The 19,554-nt window shown below is 69.3% G+C and carries 18 protein-coding genes and 1 tRNA gene; 9 read left to right on the top strand and 10 right to left on the bottom strand.

Annotation, left to right across the window (positions count from 1 at the left end):
- Together KM933_RS34055 and KM933_RS34060 are read right to left on the bottom strand one after the other, a co-directional pair.
- Positions 1-1,452 carry a serine/threonine-protein kinase gene (locus KM933_RS34055; protein WP_221359781.1) on the bottom strand — a complete coding sequence of 484 codons (1,452 nt, stop codon included), beginning with the start codon at positions 1,450-1,452 and terminating at the stop codon, positions 1-3.
- Positions 1,453-1,597: 145 nt separating this feature from the next.
- Complete coding sequence (locus KM933_RS34060) at positions 1,598-2,149, bottom strand: helix-turn-helix domain-containing protein (RefSeq protein WP_221359783.1); 552 nt, start codon at positions 2,147-2,149, stop codon at positions 1,598-1,600.
- Between the two features lie 182 nt (positions 2,150-2,331).
- Here KM933_RS34060 and KM933_RS34065 point away from each other — a divergent pair.
- Positions 2,332-2,404: transfer RNA gene (locus tag KM933_RS34065), tRNA-Ala, on the top strand.
- A gap of 735 nt (positions 2,405-3,139) precedes the next feature.
- On the opposite strand, the gene KM933_RS34070 is transcribed toward KM933_RS34065, so the two are convergent.
- On the bottom strand, positions 3,140-3,853 hold the full coding sequence (locus KM933_RS34070; protein ID WP_221359785.1) for a DUF5324 family protein: 714 nt from the start codon (positions 3,851-3,853) through the stop codon (positions 3,140-3,142).
- A 381-nt stretch (positions 3,854-4,234) separates the two neighbouring features.
- Here KM933_RS34070 and KM933_RS34075 point away from each other — a divergent pair, with 381 nt between their 5' ends.
- Both KM933_RS34075 and KM933_RS34080 read left to right on the top strand, forming a co-directional pair.
- Positions 4,235-4,762: a peptidylprolyl isomerase gene (locus KM933_RS34075; RefSeq protein ID WP_221359786.1), complete on the top strand. Its 528-nt coding sequence runs from the start codon at positions 4,235-4,237 to the stop codon at positions 4,760-4,762.
- 215 nt (positions 4,763-4,977) lie between these two features.
- Positions 4,978-5,874: a rhomboid family intramembrane serine protease gene (locus tag KM933_RS34080; protein ID WP_221359788.1), complete on the top strand. Its 897-nt coding sequence runs from the start codon at positions 4,978-4,980 to the stop codon at positions 5,872-5,874.
- A 417-nt stretch (positions 5,875-6,291) separates the two neighbouring features.
- On the opposite strand, the gene crgA is transcribed toward KM933_RS34080, so the two are convergent.
- Positions 6,292-6,546: a cell division protein CrgA gene (gene crgA / locus KM933_RS34085; protein WP_221359790.1), complete on the bottom strand. Its 255-nt coding sequence runs from the start codon at positions 6,544-6,546 to the stop codon at positions 6,292-6,294.
- A gap of 141 nt (positions 6,547-6,687) precedes the next feature.
- Here crgA and KM933_RS34090 point away from each other — a divergent pair, with 141 nt between their 5' ends.
- The 6 genes from KM933_RS34090 to KM933_RS34115 all read left to right on the top strand — a co-directional run bounded on the left by KM933_RS34090 (position 6,688) and on the right by KM933_RS34115 (position 11,639).
- Positions 6,688-7,485 carry a DUF881 domain-containing protein gene (locus KM933_RS34090; protein ID WP_221359792.1) on the top strand — a complete coding sequence of 266 codons (798 nt, stop codon included), beginning with the start codon at positions 6,688-6,690 and terminating at the stop codon, positions 7,483-7,485.
- A gap of 112 nt (positions 7,486-7,597) precedes the next feature.
- The gene (locus KM933_RS34095) at positions 7,598-8,305 is read left to right on the top strand and encodes a class E sortase (protein WP_308013636.1); all 708 of its coding nucleotides are present in this window, start codon (positions 7,598-7,600) and stop codon (positions 8,303-8,305) included.
- Positions 8,306-8,357: 52 nt separating this feature from the next.
- Complete coding sequence (locus KM933_RS34100) at positions 8,358-8,519, top strand: hypothetical protein (RefSeq protein WP_221359794.1); 162 nt, start codon at positions 8,358-8,360, stop codon at positions 8,517-8,519.
- Positions 8,516-9,154 (top strand): aminodeoxychorismate/anthranilate synthase component II, encoded by a 639-nt coding sequence (locus KM933_RS34105; RefSeq protein WP_221359796.1) that lies wholly within the window; start codon positions 8,516-8,518, stop codon positions 9,152-9,154. The genes KM933_RS34100 and KM933_RS34105 overlap by 4 nt, the downstream gene beginning before the upstream one ends.
- 287 nt (positions 9,155-9,441) lie before the next feature.
- Entirely contained in the window at positions 9,442-10,752 is a 1,311-nt protein-coding gene (locus KM933_RS34110; RefSeq protein ID WP_430727405.1) for a class E sortase, read from the top strand.
- Positions 10,753-10,892: 140 nt separating this feature from the next.
- Positions 10,893-11,639 carry a class E sortase gene (locus KM933_RS34115; RefSeq protein WP_221359798.1) on the top strand — a complete coding sequence of 249 codons (747 nt, stop codon included), beginning with the start codon at positions 10,893-10,895 and terminating at the stop codon, positions 11,637-11,639.
- Positions 11,640-11,826: 187 nt separating this feature from the next.
- Here KM933_RS34115 and pknB read toward each other — a convergent pair whose 3' ends face one another.
- The 6 genes from pknB to KM933_RS34145 form a co-directional block, all read right to left on the bottom strand.
- Complete coding sequence (gene pknB, locus KM933_RS34120) at positions 11,827-13,842, bottom strand: Stk1 family PASTA domain-containing Ser/Thr kinase (RefSeq protein ID WP_221359800.1); 2,016 nt, start codon at positions 13,840-13,842, stop codon at positions 11,827-11,829.
- Positions 13,843-14,011: 169 nt separating this feature from the next.
- On the bottom strand, positions 14,012-15,502 hold the full coding sequence (locus tag KM933_RS34125; protein ID WP_221359803.1) for a peptidoglycan D,D-transpeptidase FtsI family protein: 1,491 nt from the start codon (positions 15,500-15,502) through the stop codon (positions 14,012-14,014).
- Entirely contained in the window at positions 15,499-16,935 is a 1,437-nt protein-coding gene (locus KM933_RS34130) for an FtsW/RodA/SpoVE family cell cycle protein (protein WP_221359805.1), read from the bottom strand. The genes KM933_RS34125 and KM933_RS34130 overlap by 4 nt, the downstream gene beginning before the upstream one ends.
- A 29-nt stretch (positions 16,936-16,964) precedes the next feature.
- Positions 16,965-18,545 (bottom strand): Stp1/IreP family PP2C-type Ser/Thr phosphatase, encoded by a 1,581-nt coding sequence (locus tag KM933_RS34135; protein ID WP_221359815.1) that lies wholly within the window; start codon positions 18,543-18,545, stop codon positions 16,965-16,967.
- A gap of 128 nt (positions 18,546-18,673) precedes the next feature.
- On the bottom strand, positions 18,674-19,195 hold the full coding sequence (locus tag KM933_RS34140) for an FHA domain-containing protein FhaB/FipA (protein WP_221359817.1): 522 nt from the start codon (positions 19,193-19,195) through the stop codon (positions 18,674-18,676).
- 10 nt (positions 19,196-19,205) lie between these two features.
- A partial coding sequence (locus tag KM933_RS34145; RefSeq protein ID WP_221359819.1) for an FHA domain-containing protein occupies positions 19,206-19,554 on the bottom strand: 349 nt, incomplete at its 5' end.

The raw sequence follows: 19,554 nt of genomic DNA on the forward strand, positions 1-19,554 counted from the left end.
TCAGATCTGTGCCAGTGCCCAGAAGCCGACCGCGAAGCAGACCAGCGCGAGCAGGAGCACCGGGACCGCCACGGCCACGGGCGGTCCCGGCCGTCGCCGCGCCCGCCTGCCCCGGTGCCGCGCGACCGGCTGTGCCTGTGGCCGGGGCAGGGGCCGGGGCGGAACCGGAACGTCGTGAGCGGTGTACGAAGCGGTCGAGACCGGCCCACGCGGCTGTGGGTGCGGAGGTTGTTCCGGGGGCGGCTGGGGCGCGGGGGCCGGGACCTGCGGGTACGGGGCCGGAAGGAGGGGGGCGGGGGGAGCACCGGTCGGGGGCGGGGGCGGCAGACGGAAGCTGCCGGTGTCCGACGGCGTGGGGGGACGTGGAGCGACGGGGTCCGTGGTCGGCCGTTCGGAGAAGGGACCGGCGGAGGAGGGACCGGCGGAGGAGGGGGGCCCGGCCGCGGGGCGGGCCGCCGGGGAGACGGCTCCCGTGCGGGCCTCCGATGATGAAAGACTTCCCTGCTGCCCCTGCTGCCCCTGCTGCGGCTCTTGTTGCCGCAGTGGCCCTCGGCCGGAGGGCGTTGCGGTCGTGAGGGGGCCCTCGGGGCCGAAGCCCGCAGGAAGCGGACCGAGTTGGTCGAAGATCTCGATCAGTTCGTCGTCGGGGCCGGGCTCCGGAAGGAGTTCCCTGGCCGAGGCGAGCGCCTTGCGTGCCCCGGTGGCCGTACGGAACCGTGCCTCCGGGTCCGGTTCGAGCAGCGACGCCACGACCTGCCACAGGGGCTCGGGGACCCCCTTGGGGGCGCTCGGGGTGCCGTGGGCCGCGAAGTGCTCGACGAGCGCCTTGGCGTCGGGTCTGGCTCCCTCCAGGAGATAGAGGGCCACCAGACCCACGGCGAAGAGGTCGGCCGGGAAGTCCGGGTCCGCGCCGAGCAGCTGCTCGGGGGCGAAGTAACCGGGTGTGCCGACCACGTAGTTGGTCTCGGTGAGCCGTGGCTCGCCGAGACGCATCGAGATGCCGAAGTCGGACAGCCGCAGCCGGGGACGGCCCGTGCCGGTCGCCTCCAGCAGGATGTTGGCGGGCTTGATGTCACGGTGCACGATCCCCTCCGCGTGCACCGCGGCGAGTCCCGCCAGCAACTGGTCGAGCAGCGTGCAGACGAAGGGTGGCGGCAGCGGGCCGTAGTCCCCGATCAGGTGGACCAGCGATCCCCCGCCGACGAGGTCCATGGTGAACAGGACCTTGTCGTCGTCGGCGGCCCAGCTGGCGGGCGCGAGCACATGGGGATGATCGATCCGTACCGCCTGCTCGCGCACGAACCGCAGCAGCGAGTGGGCGTCGCTCTGCTGGAGCACCTTGGCGGCCACGTACCGGTGGCGCCGGTGGTCCCAGGCGCGCCAGACCGCACCTATCCCCCCGCGTCCGATCGGGTCGACCAGTTCGTACCGGCCGGCGAAGACCTCACCCATGGTCGTACGTCGCTCCCCCTTCGGCGGTCGGTACGGCGGCCCTTCCGAGGTGCCCGGTTGCCGGGCCGCCCGGCTGCCCGGCAACCGGCCGCGGAAAGTCCGGAGGGCTTTCCGCGGCGGGGTGTCCGGCGGCCGGGCGGTGTGCTCAGTTCTGGTGGGACTGGTAGTGGGCGACCGCGTCGGACGTGCGCCCGGCTCCGTACACCCGGAGGAACTCTGCCAGCTCCGGGTGGGTCGGGGCGAGGGTGTCCGCCGCCTCGATGATGTCCCCCGCCGCGGACACCGAGCGCAGCAGTGACTGGATCTCGCGCACCACCCGCTTCACCGTGGGTGCTCCGCCCGAACCGGTGGTCGACTGCGTGGTGTTGCTGAGCACAGAGCCCCCCTGCGACTTCTTGATCTCGTCCATGCGCTCGGTGGCTTCGGCGGCGCTCACACTGCCGTCCGCGACCTGCCCCGCCAGGTCCTGGAGCAGCTGGACGCGCTGGACCACCGCGGGATTGCCGATCTTGGCGCGCTGTCCGCTCATCAGCTGGGACAGCATGGGCGCGGACAGGCCGAGCACTCCCGCCAGACGGGCCTGGTTGAGACCCAGGTCGTCTATGAGCCTGCGGAAGAGCGCCCCCAGCGGCTCCCCGTACCAGTTCCGCTGCAGCTCCCGGGCTCTCGCGGTTGCTTCCTGCTGTGCGGCGTCCATGTGCGTCTCCCCATCGCTTCCCCAAGTACCGCGGTTCGCTCTAGCGAACCACGTCGTGCATCTTACGGAGAGTGGTCGTGTACCGGGACCCCCAATCCTTTTGCGGGATACGGGGGGTGACCCGGTACTCTGGTCTGCGGTGGTGACCCAGAGGGAGATCTTCTGGGGTACGCCTCCTTTTCGGGGCCTTAGCTCAGTTGGTAGAGCGCTGTCTTTGCATGGCAGATGTCAGGGGTTCGACTCCCCTAGGCTCCACCGAAGGAACCCCCTTTGACCGGCTTTATGCAGGTCAAAGGGGGTTTTTCTGTAAGGTGGGGTGAGGGTCGGCCGATGACTGGTCTTCAGGGGGCGCCGAAGGGTCCTCCGCGGTCGGGGTCGGGGCGCCAGGCAGGTCGTGCGCGAAGAATTTTTGGTCTCAAGTTTTTTACGGAGTCTTTGGCCCGGCGGTGTCCGGCCCAACAGGTGCCTCACGTGCAGGAGTTGGCCGTCCATCAAGGTGTGACGTGGTCCCGCCAACCCTCAACCTGCATCTCCTTCGGGCGTCAAAGCCGTGTGTGACACGAATGCGGTGAAGTGCATCACAGGATTCTCGTTGCGATCTTTGCGATTGTTTGTGCAAAGAGGTGATTGGGGCGGGGGTCCGGGAGGTGTCGCGGGGGTCGTCGAGGTGGCATAGGTGTGACATGCAGGAGTCGTGAAGGCTCGCGTGAGCTGCCGTGAACGGAATCACGTAATCAGGAAACTGCACTCCGTGAGACGCTTCGGCGTGAAAGTTGCCCTGTCGGTCGGTTGCAAACGTCATCGAGACGCAGGATCTGGCCACCATGCGCTCAAGGTTGTCCGAAGCGTGGCCGGCTCCCGGTGGGTGCTGTCTGTTTCACGTGAAACACGGCTGTGGGGCAGGAGACTTCAAGTCTCCTGCCCCACAGCCGTTCGCCAGGTCCGGGGTTCGCGTCCGACATGTCAGTCGCGCCAGACGTATCAGCCGCGTCAGCCGCGCTCCGTCTGGTCCGCTGCCTCCACCTCGGCCTGCTTGGCCTGGACCTCGGGGTCGAGGTCTTCCTGGCCGCTGCCGTCGACCGACGCCAGGCGGCCGGTCTCCGGCACCTCGGTGGCGGCGGGCGGCTCGACCAGCCAGTCGGGGTTGGCCTGCTTGTCCCACCACTTCCAGGCGGCGAAAGCGCCGCCGGCCACGATGCCCAGGACGGCCAGCCGCTTGGCGAGGCGGCCGGTCCTGGCCCGCCGCTCGTGCTTGCGGACCAGCTTCTCGATCTCACGGGCCGAGACCTGGCCGCGCAGGGCGGCGAGCGCCGCCGTGCTCCGGGCCGCGGCCTCCTCACGGACGGGCCCGGCCGCGGCCTTGGCCTGCTCAAGCTTCGGGCGGGAGTAGTCCGCCGCCTGCCGGGCGGCCTTGCGGGTACGGACGGCAGCCTCATGGGCAGCCTGGTCGACCTTCGGCGGCACATGGGTGAGCGCCTGCTCAAGTCGTGGTGCGAGATGAGCGTCGTACTGCGTGCGGGCCTGTTCGGCGGCCTGGAGAGCGGCGGACGACACCTTGGGCGCGAGCTTCACGCGCGCTTCATGCGCGTAGTGGCTGGCTCGGTCCTTTGTCGTGTCGGCGTAGGGCGCCACCACTTCCGCGGCGTGCCGCACGCTGTCCTTCGCCGACTCGGCCGCCGCGCGCACGCTGTCCTTGCGGGTCACGGGATCCTCCTCCTCGGTGGCGTACTTGGGGGCTTGGGGCCGTCCCCATAAAGTCACAGTTCACCTTTCCCCCCTAATCCGGATCATGCCTGCCGGAGCGTTTCGGGGCATGAGTGGACAGGCATCCGGGTCACGAATGGTGATTCTGTGTCTACTTGGTGGAATAACCGATCAATACGGTGCAACGGGAGCTGGGGACGACAATGCCACGGATCCCTTGTACCGCGCTCCTGTTTGAAGCGAAGCGGCCGAAGAGCGACTGAAGCGGTTGGGGCGAACCGGCTGAAGAGGCCGGAGCGAACCGTACGGCGGTGACCGGGGGACCGGCGGCACGGGCCGTGCGAGGATCGGAGGGTCACAGAGGACAACGGAAGGCAGATCGTGGCCGAGCAGCTCTACGCCACCCTGAAGACCAATCACGGCGACATCGAAGTGCGGCTCCTGCCGAACCACGCGCCCAAGACGGTCCGGAACTTCGTCGAACTCGCCACGGGCGAGCGTGAGTGGACCAACCCGGCCACGGGTGAGAAGTCCACGGACAAGCTCTACGACGGCACGGTCTTCCACCGGGTGATCAGCGGCTTCATGATCCAGGGCGGTGACCCGCTGGGCAACGGCACCGGTGGTCCCGGCTACGAGTTCGAGGACGAGTTCCACCCCGACCTCGCCTTCGACAAGCCGTACCTGCTGGCCATGGCGAACGCCGGGCCGGGGACCAACGGCTCGCAGTTCTTCATCACCGTCTCCCCGACGGCGTGGCTGACCCGCAAGCACACGATCTTCGGCGAGGTCACCGCCGGGGCCGGCCAGAAGGTCGTGGACGCCATCGCCGCGGTGCAGACCAACCCGCGCACCGACCGTCCCGTCAAGGACGTCGTCATCGAGTCGGTCGTCGTCGAGACCCGCTGAGCCGGGCCCCTTCGGTGGCCCCCTCGTCGAGCTCTCTTCGGCGGGCCCTTTCCCGCGAGCCCTTTCCGGCTCGTGCCGCGGAGCCCGGGTTGCGGAACCCGGGTTGCGGAGCCCGCGCAAGGCTCCCGCAGGGAACCAAACGCCCCGTCCATCCGTAAGGATGAGCGGGGCGGAGTGTTGCGTACCCAGGTGTACAGAAGGACGAGGGGACCCCGATGGATCAGGCGCCAGGCAGCCCGCAGGGACCGCAGGGTGCCCCGAGCCTGCCCACCTGCTACCGGCACCCGGACCGGGAGACCGGCATCCGCTGCACCCGGTGCGAGCGCCCCATCTGCCCCGAGTGCATGGTCAGCGCCTCGGTCGGCTTCCAGTGCCCCGAGTGCGTACGGGACGGCTCCGGCACGGGACACGCACCCGGCGCCTCGCAGCCCCGGACCATCGCGGGCGGCACGATCGGCGCCGACCCCCGGCTCGTCACCAAGGTCCTGGTCGGGCTCAACCTCGTCCTCTTCCTGGTCCAGCTCCGTGTGGGTGACCGCTTCACCGACAGCTTCGACCTGATCGGCCGCGCGTTCGTACCGGTCCTCGGAGAGGTCGAGGGTGTCGCCGAGGGCCAGTGGTACCGCATGGTCACGGCGATGTTCCTGCACGGGAGCTACATCCACATCGCGTTCAACATGCTCAGCCTGTGGTGGATCGGCGGTCCCCTGGAGGCGGCGCTCGGCCGCGCCCGCTACCTCGCCCTGTACGGGGTCTCCGGTCTGGCCGGCAGCGCGCTCACGTATCTGATCGCCGAGCCGAACCAGCCCTCGCTCGGTGCCTCCGGTGCGATCTTCGGTCTCTTCGGTGCCACCGCCGTCCTGATGCGGCGGCTCAACCACGACATGCGTCCGGTCATCGCCCTGCTGGTGATCAACCTGATCTTCACCTTCGGGTGGAGCAACATCGCCTGGGAAGCCCATATCGGCGGACTCGTCGGCGGTGTCCTCATCGGGTACGCGATGGTGCACGCGCCCCGGGAGAGGCGTGCGCTCGTCCAGTACGGCGCGTGCGCGCTCGTCCTGTTCGCGGTCGTGGTCATGACACTCATCAGGACCGGCCAGCTCACCTGACACGGTGGCTCACCCGACCGGTCGGCTCACCTGGCCCGGGTGGTCCAGGTCACCGGAAGCACACGTTGTCCACAGACCGTGGCGGATCTTGTGCATGCTGTCGGGGAACACGCGTGCCCTCGCCGCTGGCTCGGATTTCCGCAGGCAGGACAGGGGCGAACGGGTTTCCGGATCCCGGTAGGTCAGTCGTACCGGCGTCAGCACAGTGCAGCATCCGAAAAGTTATCCACAGATCTTCTGACCTTTTCCCCACTGTGGACACCGCTGTGGATAACTCAGTGGACACCTAGGGCCAGAGCTTGTGGGCAGGGCACGCGCACGGGACTGTGGACGGGATCATGGACGGGACGTCGGGGCATGCGGACAGGGGCCTGTACGGACTCCGTACAGGCCCCTGATCCCTCCCGTGAGCGGGCGTTACTTCCACTGCGTGGAGACGCCGAACCCCGCCGCGATGAAGCCGAAGCCGACCACGATGTTCCAGTTGCCCAGCGAGTCGATCGGCAGCGAGCCGTTCGTCACGTAGAACACCACGATCCAGGCCAGGCCGATGAGGAACAGGGCCAGCATGACCGGGGCGACCCAGGCACGGCTGTTCAGCTTGATGTTGGTCGCCTGCTTCGCCGGGGGCGGCGTGTAGTCGGCCTTCTTGCGGATACGTGACTTCGGCACGAGGGTCTCTCCTGTCGATGCGCTGCGTGGCCGCGCAGGGAACGTGGGCTGCTTCGAGGCAGCGTACAAGGGGACTTTTAGTGCTCCCCCGGGCGTCCGTTAGCGTAGTGCTTCCGTGGCGCCGAAGGAGATAAGGGTACGTTGAGCAATTCTGCCGACTTCCCCCAGCCGGATTCCAGCCCTGACCGCACCCGGCGTTTCAGGGATTCCGGACGTTTCCGGCCGGTGCGGGTGCTGACCGCGGCCGTCTTCGCCCTGGCGGGGCTGATCTTCTTCACCAGCTTCGACACGGCCAAGGGCACCAACATCCGTACGGACGCCTCGCTGCTCAGGCTCTCCGACCTCATCCATGAGCGCAGCCACAAGAACGGGCAGCTCGACGAGAGCAACGGATCGCTGCGCGAGGACGTCGAGAGCCTCGCCGAGCGGGACAACGGCAGCACCGCGGCGGAGTCGGCCAGGCTGGCCGCGCTGGAGAAGAACGCGGGCACCCAGAGGCTCAAGGGCAAGGCCCTCACGGTCACCCTCGACGACGCGCCTCCGAACGCCAAGGCAAAGCTCCCCGGCTACCCCGAGCCGCAGCCCGACTACCTGGTCATCCACCAGCAGGACCTGCAGGCCGTGGTGAACGCCCTGTGGCAGGGCGGGGCCGAGGGGATCAAGGTCATGGACCAGCGGCTGATCTCCACCAGCGCCGTCCGCTGCGTCGGCAACACCCTCATCCTCCAGGGCCGCGTCTACTCTCCCCCGTACAAGATCCAGGCGGTCGGTGACCCGGAGAGGCTGGAGAAGGCCCTCTCGGCGTCCCCCGCGATCCAGAACTACATGGTGTACGTCAATGTCTACGGGCTCGGCTGGAAGGTCGAGGAGAACGGGACGACGACGCTGCCCGGCTACTCGGGCACGGTCGACCTCCACTACGCGAAGCCCGTGGAGTAGCGGTACGCGAGGTCCTGAGTCCGTCAGGGCCCCAGAACCCGGGAACCTGTGGAGCCGGACCCCTGAGGGGAGGAGGCTGTGAGTACGTGAACAGCTGCCGCTGGGGGACGTCGTGTCGGTACGGGTGGTCGTCAGGACGGTCAGCGAGCTGTGCGTCACCGTCGGCACGGTGATCGTGCTCTTCGTCCTCTACGTGTTGTTCTGGACGGGAGTGAAGGCCGACACCGCCATGGACGACCAGATCGCGCAGCTGGAGCGGCAGTGGGCGAGGGATGCCGCGGCCGCCGGATCCGGTGGGCCGGGGACGGCGGAGAGTCCGGGCGCGGCTCCCGCGAAGCCCGCCGCGTACAGGGACGGAAAGCCCTTTGCCGTCATGTACGTCCCACGGCTTGGTTTCACGTGGAACAAGCCCGTGCTCGAAGGCACGAGGACGAAGACCCTCAAGAAGGGCCTGGGCCACTACGCCGGTACCGCGCGACTCGGTGAGCGGGGCAATTTCGCCGTGGCCGGCCACCGCCGGACCCACGGGGACCCGTTCAAGGACTTCCCCCGGTTGCGTCCGGGGGACCGGGTGGTGCTGACCGACGGCAGGACCTGGTTCACCTACCGCATCGACACCGGGCCCTACCGGACGGTGCCGAGTGACACAGCCGTCATCGACCCCGTACCGGAGAAGTCCGGGTACACGCGGGAGGGCCGTTACCTGACGCTGACCACCTGCGAACCGGAATGGGGCCACAGCCACCGGCTGATCGTCTGGGGGCATCTCGACGAGACCCAGCCCGTGGAGGCTGGGAAACCGGAGGCCCTACGCCGTTAGTCTGGTCGGGTACGGCGTGAGTCTGGTGCCGTGGTGCGACGGAAGGGACGGCATGTACGGCTTTATCTGGCGGCATCTGCCGGGGAACGTGTGGATCAAGGCACTGCTCTCCGTCGTGCTGGTCCTCGCGGCGGTCTACGTGCTCTTCCAGTACGTGTTCCCCTGGGCCGAACCGCTGCTCCCCTTCAACGATGTGACGGTGGACGACCAGTGAGCGCACGGATCCTCGTCGTCGACAACTACGACAGCTTCGTCTTCAACCTGGTCCAGTACCTCTACCAGCTCGGCGCCGAGTGCGAGGTGCTGCGCAACGACGAGGTGGCGATGGCGCACGCGCAGGACGGGTTCGACGGTGTGCTGCTGTCGCCCGGCCCCGGCACGCCCGAGGAGGCCGGGGTCTGCGTCGACATGGTGCGGCACTGCGCCGCGACCGGGGTCCCCGTCTTCGGGGTCTGCCTCGGGATGCAGTCGATGCAGGTGGCGTACGGCGGTGTGGTGGGCAGGGCGCCCGAACTGCTGCACGGCAAGACCTCGCTCGTCGAGCACGACGGGACGGGCGTGTTCGCCGGTCTGCCCTCCCCCTTCACCGCCACCCGCTACCACTCGCTGGCCGCCGAGCCGCAGACCGTGCCGGCCGGCCTCGAGGTCACGGCCCGTACCCACGACGGGATCATCATGGGTCTCAGACATCGTGAACTCCCGGTCGAAGGGGTGCAGTTCCACCCCGAGTCCGTGCTGACCGAGCACGGGCACCGCATGCTGGCCAACTGGCTGGCCGAGTGCGGTGACCAGGGAGCCGTGGCCAGGTCGGTGGGGCTCGCCCCGGTGGTGGGCAGGGTCACGGCGTGACCGCCCTGCGCCCCGAGCGCGACAGTGCGACCCCGTACGGCGAGGACACCGCGTACGGGGGCGCTGCGGCATTCGAGGCGCCGGGCGGCTACGGGGGCGCGGTCCCCTTCGGGGCGGCCTCCGGCACCGGCCCGACGGGCGACGGCCGGACCGGCAGCGCGATGCAGGCCGCCGTGGACGGGCTGGCCGACCCGCTCAGCGATCCCCTGCCGGGCGGGCAGCAGCCGGCGACCGCACCGCAGCAGTGGTACGACCCGCAGGCGTACGCACCGGACTGGAGCGTCGGGGTGGGGCAGACCGGTGCCGGGCAGACCGGTGCCGGGCAGAGCACGTCGGCGTACGCGGAGCCGGTGCAGCGCGCACACGCGGAGCCCGCGCACGGCTACTCCGAGCCGCGACCGCCGTACACACCGCCCCAGCAGCAGTCCTACGCGCAACCGCAGGCCCCCTACCAGCAGACGGGGCCCTCCCCCGCGGGCCCCCGGACGGCCTACACCGAATCCCAGCTGCCGTACGCCCAGCCGCTGCCGTACGCCCAGCCGCAACCACAGCCGTACGCACCGCCGCAGTCACCGCAGCCGCAGCCGCAGGCTCAGCCTCGGCGACCGCAGCAGCGGTCGCCGCACAGGCGCTCCCCGGCTCCCGGAGAGACGGTCGCGCTGCCGGTGGTCACCGAGGAAGGATCCGGCACCCCTTCACGAAGGCGCTCCACGCCCTCTGCGGCCCCCGTGGGGTCGCCGGGCGGCACGGGTACCCCGGGAGGCCGTGCGGCCCGGCGCAAGGCCGCCAAGCGCCACGGGAGGCACGGCGGGAACAGCGGGACCGGGACCGGGACCGACGGATCCCAAGAGGAGCAGACGGACGCCCGCGCGGCCGACGCACCCGCCTCGCGCACGGCGGCCCGGCGCGCGGCGAAGGCGCGGAAACCGGGCGCGGCCGTGATGGTCAGCCGGGCGGTCGGCGAGGTCTTCATCACCGCGGGCGTACTGATGCTGCTGTTCGTGACCTACCAGCTGTACTGGACGAACATACGGGCCCAGGCACAGGCCGACAGCGCGGCGAGCAGCCTGCAGGAGGACTGGGCGAACGGCAAGCGGAACCCGGGCGCCTTCGAGCCGGGCCAGGGTTTCGCCCTCCTGCACATCCCGAAGCTCGACGTGGTGGTGCCGATCGCCGAGGGCATCGACAAGAAGCGGGTACTGGACCGCGGCATGGTCGGCCACTACGCCGAAGAGGGCGTGAAGACCGCGATGCCCGACGCCAGGACGGGAAACTTCGGGCTCGCGGGTCACCGCAACACCCACGGCGAACCGTTCCGCTACATCAACCGCCTCAAGCCGGGCGACCCGATCGTCGTCGAGACGCAGGACACGTACTACGTCTACGAGATGGCCTCGATCCTGCCGGTGACGGCGCCCAGCAACACGGCTGTCCTGGACGCGATCCCCAAGGGGTCGACCTTCAGGAAGCCCGGCCGCTACATCACCCTCACCACCTGCACCCCGGAATTCACCAGTAAGTACCGGATGATCGTCTGGGGTGCGATGGCCGAGGAACGGCCGCGCGACAAGGGCAAACCGGACGCGCTCGTCGGCTGAGCACGCGGGCGGGAGCCCTCGGCGGCACGACGCGGGGCGTCCCGGATTTCCGGGACGCCACATCGAGACACCAGACTGAGACATCAGACTGAAAAGCCAGACTGAGACATCGGACTGAGACACCAGACGGGGACAAGGCAGTGGCAGCGACGACCGACCACGGAGAACACACGGACGCGCCGGCGTCCCCGCCCTCGCCCGCGCCGCGACGGCGCGGTGGCGGCCGGATCGCGGCGGCCGTCAGCCTCCTCGGCGAACTCCTCATCACGGCGGGTCTGGTCCTCGGCCTGTTCGTCGCCTACTCGCTGTGGTGGACGAACGTGGTCGCGGACCGCGAGGCCGACAAGCAGGGCGACAAGGTGCGCGACCACTGGGCCGAGGACCGGGGCCCGGTCGGTCTGGACACCAAGGACGGCATCGGCTTCCTGCACGTCCCGGCGATGGGCGGCGACGAGGTGCTGGTCAAGAAGGGCACCTCCACGAAGATGCTGAACAACGGCGTCGCGGGCTACTACACGGACCCCGTGAAGTCCGCCCTCCCCCAGGACGAGAAGGGCAACTTCTCGCTGGCCGCCCACCGCGACGGCCACGGGGCGAAGTTCCACGACATCGACAAGCTCGGGAAGGGCGACCCGATCGTCTTCGAGACCAAGGACAACTGGTACGTCTACAAGGTCTACGCGACCCTCCCGGAGACGTCGAAGTTCAACGTCAACGTCCTGGCGCCCGTCCCCAAGGAGTCGGGGAGGACGAAGGCGGGCCGCTACATCACGCTCACGACCTGCACGCCGGTCTACACGTCCCGCTACCGGTACGTGGTCTGGGGCGAGCTGGACCGCGTGGAGAAGGTGGACGACGAGCGGACGCCACCCCCGGAGCTCCGCTGACGACTCCCGCGGACCACTTCCGCGGACCGGACCGCTCCGCGAACCACCGGACCACCGGACCACGGCGGACCACTCCCGCTGACCGCGGAACCGTGGAACCCTGCGAACGGCGAAGCCCCGGTTCCCTCGAAAGGGGACCGGGGCTTCGCCGTGACCGGGTGACACACCGGAGGGTGAGGCACGGGCGTCAGCCCGAGGACCCTCCGAAGAGACCGCCGTTGCCGTTGCCGCCGTTGTTCTGTCCGCCGCCGCCGACCGTGACGAGGTTGACCCGGTCACCGGGCTTCACCTCGTTGCCCTGTCCGGGATCGCTGGCGAGGACGATGGAGTTGTCGTCCTGCGAACCGTTGACGTCGCCGAGCTGGAGCTGGCTCTGCGCGAGGACCTGCTTGGCCTGGGCGAGCGTCATCTGGGTCACCTTCGGCATGGCGAACTTCTGCGGCTCCGGCTCCTCTTCCTCCTCCTGCTCCTTCGCCTTGCCGATCTGGAGGGTCACCGTGGACCCGGGGTCGACCGGCGAGTTCGCCTGGGGCGAGGTGGCGACGACCTTGCCGACCAGGTTCTCGTCGTCGGTCTCCACCTCGGTGCAGTTGCCGGTGAGGTCGTTCTCCTGCATCCGGGCCTTGGCCTGGTCGCAGCCCTGACCGCTCACGTCCGGAACGGTGACCTGCTTCTTCTCCTTGGCGACGGTGAGGGTGATCGTGGAGCCCTTCTGCACCTCGTCACCCGCGGCCGGGTCCTGGTCGAGGACGGTGCCGGGGTCCTCGCTGGACTCCTTGGTCTCCGTCTTGACCTCGAACTCGTACTTCTCGCCTTCGAGCTTCTTGGTGGCGTCCTCCACCGGGTCGTCGATGACGTTGGGGACCGCCACCTTCGGCGCCCCCGTCGACACCGTCAGCGTGATCGTGTCGCCCGCCTTGGCGTCCGTCCCCGCGGCCGGGTTCTGGTCGCAGACGCTGTCCTTGGGCGTGGTCTCGCACGGCTTCTCGTTGATCACGAGTTCGAGATCGCGGTTCTCCGCCGTCTGTCTGGCGTCGGCCACGGTCCGGTTCACGAAGTTGGGCGCGGGGAACGAGTCGTCCCCGGGGCCGCCGTCCCCGCTGAACGCCCACTTGCCGATGAGGATCGCGCCGACCAGCACGAGCACACCGGCGACCACCAGGAGGATCGTCGAGGTGTTGTTCTTCTTCTGCTGGCGGCGCCGGCCCGCCCGGTCGTCGTAGCCGAAACTGCCGTCGTCCGGGTTGGCCGGGGGCAGCAGCGTGGTGTGCTGGCCGTCCGAGGAGCGCAGGGCCGTCGTCGGCTGCTCGTCCGGATAGCCGCCGTAACCGACCGAACCCATGGCCGCCGTGGCCGCGACGGGCTGGCCGTCGAGGCATGCCTCGATGTCCAGGCGCATCTCGTCGGCGGACTGGTAGCGGTAGTCCGGGTCCTTGGTGAGCGCCTTCAGGACGATGGCGTCCATCTCGGGCGTGATCTCGGGATCGAAGACGCTCGGCGCCTGCGGCTCCTCGCGCACGTGCTGGTACGCGACCGCGACCGGGGAATCCCCGATGAACGGCGGGCGCACCGTGAGGAGTTCGTACAGCAGGCAGCCCGTCGAGTACAGGTCGGAGCGGGCGTCGACCGGCTCGCCCTTCGCCTGCTCCGGGGAGAGGTACTGCGCCGTTCCTATGACGGCGGCGGTCTGCGTCATCGTCATGCCGGAGTCGCCCATCGCACGGGCGATGCCGAAGTCCATGACCTTGACCTGGCCGTTGCGCGTCAGCATGACGTTCGCCGGCTTGATGTCGCGGTGGACGATGCCCGCGCGGTGCGAGTACTCCAGCGCCTGGAGGATGCCGATGGTCATCTCCAGGGTGCGCTCGGGCAGCAGTTTGCGCCCGGAGTGCAGCAGCTCGCGCAGGGTGGACCCGTCGACGTACTCCATCACGATGTACGGGATGGAGATGCCCTCGATGTAGTCCTCACCGGTGTCGTACACGGCGACGATCGCGGGATGGTTGAGCGAGGCGGCCGACTGGGCCTCCCGGCGGAAGCGGGCCTGGAACGACGGGTCGCGCGCGAGGTCCGCCCGCAGCGTCTTCACCGCCACCGTGCGGCCGAGCCGGGTGTCATGGGCGAGGTGTACCTCCGCCATGCCACCACGGCCGAGCACGTGGCCCAGCTCGTACCGGCCGCCGAGGCGACGCGGCTCTTCCATAGCTACCTACCAGCCTTTTCCGACGGTCCTGACCACACCACGTGTGGTCCGGCGGTGTGCTGTCCGGGCATACCGTACCCGGACCGCCTTGACTGACCTGGCCACAACCGTCACCCGATACAGGACCGGTATCGCAACGTGCACCGATGCGAGGGGGACGTGAGCGGGGTCACTTCTTGCTGTCGATGACTGCCTTCATCACGTCCCTCGCGATCGGAGCGGCGAGACCGCCGCCGGAGATGTCGTCACGGTTGGCGCTCTCGTCCTCGACGACCACGGCGACGGCGACCGGGGAGCTGCCGTCTTCGAGCTTCGCGTACGAGATGAACCAGGCGTACGGGTTCTCGCTGTTCTCGACACCGCGCTGGGCGGTACCGGTCTTGCCGCCCACGGTGACGCCGCTCTCGTTGATCTGGGCCCGGGTACCGGTGCCCTCCTTGACGACCGTCTCCATCATCGACTGGAGGATCTGGGCGTTCTTCTCGGACAGCGGCTCACTCATCTTCGAGGGGTCGGTCTGCTCGATGACGTCGAGGCCCGGCGCCTGGAGCTTGTCGACCATGTACGGCTTCATGAGCGTGCCGTCGTTGGCGATGGCGGAGGCCACCATGGCCATCTGGAGCGGAGTCGTGGCCGTCTCGAACTGGCCGATCGAGCTGAGCGCGGTCTGCGGCCGGTCCATCTTCTCCGGGAAGATGGAGGCGCTGGAGCGGATCGGCACGAACTGCTCCTCGTTGAAGCCGAACTTCTTGGCCTGCTCCAGCATGTCCTCCTTGCCGACGTCGACGCCCAGCTTGCCGAAGACGGTGTTGCAGGACACGCGCAGCGCCTCGCGCAGGGTCGCGTCCTTGCAGGGGAGGTTCCCCTCGTTCTTCAGCTCGGTGGTGCTCTCCGGCAGGGTGTACGGCAGCGGCGAGTCGGTCTTCTCGTCGGCGCTGTCGTAGATGCCCTTCTCCAGCGCCGCGGCGGCCGTGACCACCTTGAAGGTGGACCCGGGCGGGTAGATCTCGCGCAGCGCCCGGTTGAGCATCGGGTTGTCGGGGTTGTTCTCCTTCTGGAGCTTCTGCCAGGCCTTGCCGTCGACCTTGCTGGAGTTCCCGGCGAACGTCGAGGGGTCGTACGAGGGGGTGGAGGCCAGCGCCAGGATCGCGCCGGTGCCCGGGTCGATCGCGGCGACGGCGCCCTTGCCCTGCTTCAGCAGGCCGTTGTACGCGGCCTTCTGCGCGGCGGCGTTGAGCGTGGTGACGACGTTGCCGCCCTCCTGCTTCTTGCCGGTGATCATGTCGAGGGTGCGGCGGAAGAAGAGCCGGTCGTCGTTGCCGGTGAGGATGCCGTCCTCGATGCTCTCCAGCTGCGTGGCGCCGAAGGCCTGCGAGGCGTAGCCCGTGACGGGGGCCCACATCGCGCCGTCCTTGTACGTGCGCTTGTACTCGAAGTCGTTGAAGTCGTCACCGCTCGTCTTGGTGGACCCGGTGATCGGTTCGCCGTCGACGATGATGTCGCCGCGCGGGGTGGCGTAGCGGGCGATCGCGACGCGGCGGTTCTTCGTGTCGTCCTTCAGCGAGTCCGCCTGGACGTACTGGATCCAGTTGTCGCGGACCAGCAGGGCGAGGATCAGGAGCCCGCAGAAGATCGCGATCCGGCGCAGGGGCTTGTTCACGGTCGGACCACCTGGGTCATCTCGGCGTCGGGGTTGGGTGCGGGGGCCGGCGCGGGCCGGCGCGCGGTGTCGCTGATCCGGAGCAGGATGCCGATGAGCGCCCAGTTGGCGATGACGGAGGAACCTCCGTACGCCAGGAAGGGCATCGTCATACCGGTCAGCGGGATCAGGCCCATGACGCCGCCGGCGACCACGAAGACCTGGAGGGCGAAGGCGCCGGACAGGCCGATGGCGAGCAGCTTGCCGAAGGGGTCGCGGGCGGCGAGGGCGGTGCGGACACCGCGCTCCACGATCAGGCCGTACATCAGCAGGATCGCCATCACGCCGGCCAGGCCGAGCTCCTCGCCGAAGGTGGCGAGGATGAAGTCGGAGTTGGCGGCGAAGCCGATGAGGTCGGAGTCGCCCTGGCCGAGCCCGGTGCCGAGGGTGCCGCCGGAGCCGAACGCCCACAGGGCCTGCATGGACTGCTCGGTGTGGCCGATGACGCCTTCCTGGCTGAGCTCGTACTCGCGCATCGGGTCGAGCCATGCCTGGACGCGCTGCTGGACGTGCGACTCGAAGGAGGCCACGCCGACGGCGCCGGCCGCGGACATCAGCAGACCGAACACGATCCAGCTGGTCCGCTCGGTGGCGACGTACAGCATGATCACGAACATGCCGAAGAAGAGCAGGGAGGTACCGAGGTCGGTCTCGAAGACCAGGATCAGGATGGACACGACCCAGACGGCGATGATGGGGCCGAGGTCGCGTCCGCGCGGCAGGTAGAGGCCCATGAAGCGGCGGCTGGCCAGGGCCAGGGCGTCGCGCTTCACCATGAGGTAGCCGGCGAAGAAGATCGCGAGGACGATCTTCGCGAACTCGCCCGGCTGGATGGTGAATCCGGCGATCGAGATCCAGATCCGGGCGCCGAAGACGTTCATGCCGAGGCCCGGCACCAGGGGCAGCAGCAGCAGGATCAGCGCGCCGACCATGGAGATGTAGGTGTAGCGCTGCAGGACGCGGTGGTCCTTGAGGAAGACCAGGACGACCACGAAGAGCGCGACGCCCAGTGCGGAGTACAGCAGCTGGCGGGGGGCCGCCTCGACGAACGTACTGCTCGCCTGCAGCCGCTTGGACTGGTCGAGCCGCCAGATGGCGACCAGGCCGATGCCGTTGAGGAGCGTGGCCAGCGGCAGCATCAGGGGGTCGGCGTACGGGGCGAACTTCCGTACGACGAGATGGCCGATGCCGGCGAGCAGGCCGAGGCCGAGCCCGTAGCTCAGCAGGCCCGGCGGCACCGAGCCGTTGATGGCCAGTCCGGCGTTGGCGTAGGCGAACACCGGGATGACCACGGCGAACACCAGCAGCGCGAGCTCGGTGTTGCGCCGGCTCGGGGTGCCGATCGAGCCGATCGTGGACGTGTGGTGCGTCGGCGTGTTGGAAGTGCTGCTCATCGTGTGACAGGGCCCCTCACGGCTGCTTCTTACTGCTTACCGCACAGCGAGACCAGCTTCTTCTCCTCGTCGGAGAGGCTGGGGCCGGGTGTGGGAGTGGGTGCGGTCGTGGACTTGGACGGGTCGGGTGCCGGCTGCCCCTGCTCTCCCGAGGGGGCCGCCGACGGCGTGTCTCCCGAGGGGGGCGCCGACGGCGTGGGTGTGGCCTTGGACGCGACGGAGGTCCGGGTGGTTCCCGTGACCCCGCCGGCCTCGCCCTCACCGGTCTGCGCGTTCTGCTCGCTCTCGGCCTTGCGGCGGTCGGCGTCCTTCTTGCACGCGGACGCCTGGACCTGGAGTTCGTCGATCTTCGACTCGGCGTCCTTCAGCCCGCCCTCGACGATCGTCCCCTCGACCTGCTTCTGCTGGTACGGCGGCAGGTACTTGAGTTCGATCCTCGGGTAGTCCTTCTCCACCTTCGAGAGGGAGACCCAGGCGAGATCCTGGTCGATGCCGCGGTACAGCGCGACGTGCTCGTCGTTGACGCCCACGTAGTACTGCGTCTGCGTCCAGCGGTAGCCGCCGTACAGCCCGCCGCCGATGACGCCGAGCGCGAGCACCGTGTAGAAGGATCTCTTCAGCCACTTGCGCCCGGAGCGCGGCTTGGTGAAGTCCTCGTCGGAGTAGTCGCCGAACCCGCCGGTGGGCACGTACCCGGTGGTGTCGCCGCTGCCGGGCGGGCCGAACTCGCCGCCGCCGCCCTGCCCGGACGCCTGGCGGCCGAGGCTGGAGGCGCGGCCGGCGGGCGTCTGCATGGCGCCGTCGTCCTGCGACTGGAGCTGGTTCTCGGCGACCGCGCCCACCACGACCGGGACGTCGGAGAGCTGCCCGGCGAGGGTGTCGCCGCCGTCGATGTCGAGGACGTCGGCCACGATGACGGTGATGTTGTCGGGGCCGCCGCCGCGCAGCGCCAGCTCGATCAGCTGCTGCACGGTCTCCTGGGGGCCCTGGTAGCTGGCGAGGGTGTCCTCCATCGTCTGATGGGAGACGACGCCCGAGAGCCCGTCGGAGCAGATCAGGTAGCGGTCGCCGGCGCGCACCTCACGGATGGAGAGGTCGGGCTCGACGTGGTCGCCGCTGCCCAGCGCGCGCATGAGGAGGGACCGCTGCGGGTGGGTGGTCGCCTCCTCCTCCGTGATGCGGCCCTCGTCGACGAGGCGCTGCACCCAGGTGTGGTCCTGCGTGATCTGCGTCAGCACGCCGTCGCGCAGCAGGTAGGCGCGCGAGTCGCCGACGTGCACGAGGCCGAGCCGCTGCCCCGTCCACAGGAGGGCGGTGAGGGTGGTCCCCATGCCCTCCAGCTGCTGGTCCTCCTCGACCATCATCCGGAGCTGGTCGTTGGCGCGCTGCACGGCCGTGCCGAGCGAGGTGAGGATGTCGGAGCCGGGCACGTCGTCGTCGAGCGCCACGATGGTGGAGATGACCTCGGACGAGGCGACCTCGCCGGCGGCCTGGCCGCCCATGCCGTCGGCGATCGCGAGCAGCCGGGGCCCGGCGTAACCGGAGTCCTCGTTGCCCTCGCGGATCATGCCTTTGTGCGATCCGGCGGCGAAGCGCAGTGACAGACTCATGCGCACCTCGCCCGTCGGCTCCGGGTACATCCGCACGGTGCCCACCCTCCGGTCGGGAGCGCGCCGGGATCCTTCGTGGGGACCGCCGCTGCTCGCTCGCTCCGCTCGCGCTCATTCATGACGTAGCACTACTTCCGCAGCTCGATGACGGTCTTGCCGATGCGGATCGGCGCGCCCAGCGGAACGGGCGTGGGGGTCGTCAGTCGATTCCGGTCGAGATACGTGCCGTTGGTGGATCCGAGGTCCTCGACGATCCACTGGCCGTCCCGGTCCGGGTAGATCCTGGCATGCCGGCTGGACGCGTAGTCGTCGTCCAGCACGATGGTGCTGTCGTGTGCGCGGCCCAACGTGATGGTCTGCCCCTGGAGGGCGACGGTCGTGCCCGTGAGGATGCCCTCGGAGACGACCAGTTTGGTGGGAGCGCCGCGGCGCTGACGGCCGCCGCCGCCGGCCGCCGCCTGCTGGCGCTGCGGCGGTGGTGCGCTCTGGCGCGCGGCCTGCTGCGGCCTCTGGGCTTCGCGGCGCGACCCGCGCTGTGTGACACGCGTTCCGAACAGGTCGCTGCGGATGACCTGCACGGCCACGATCACGAACAGCCACAGTACGGCCAGGAAACCCAGCCGCATGACCGTGAGGGTCAGCTCTGACATTGCCCCCGCTTCACCCTTCGGCTTGCCGGTAAATGATGGTGGTGCTGCCCACGACGATCCGCGAGCCGTCGCGGAGCGTAGCGCGGGTGGTGTGCTGTCCGTCCACCACGATGCCGTTGGTGGACCCGAGATCCTGGATCGTCGAGGGCGTTCCGGTCCGGATCTCGCAGTGCCGGCGCGAGACGCCGGGGTCGTCGATCCGCACGTCGGCCTCGGTGCTGCGGCCCAGCACCAGCGTCGGGCGGGAGATCTGGTGGCGGGTGCCGTTGACCTCGATCCAGTGCCGGGTGCGGCCACCCGGCTGCGCGGCCGCGGCGGGCAGCCGGCCCGCGGGCGCGGCGCCCGGACGCCCGCCGGGC

The sequence above is a fragment of the Streptomyces beigongshangae genome (assembly GCF_019710745.1).
Lineage (GTDB): Bacteria > Actinomycetota > Actinomycetes > Streptomycetales > Streptomycetaceae > Streptomyces > Streptomyces beigongshangae.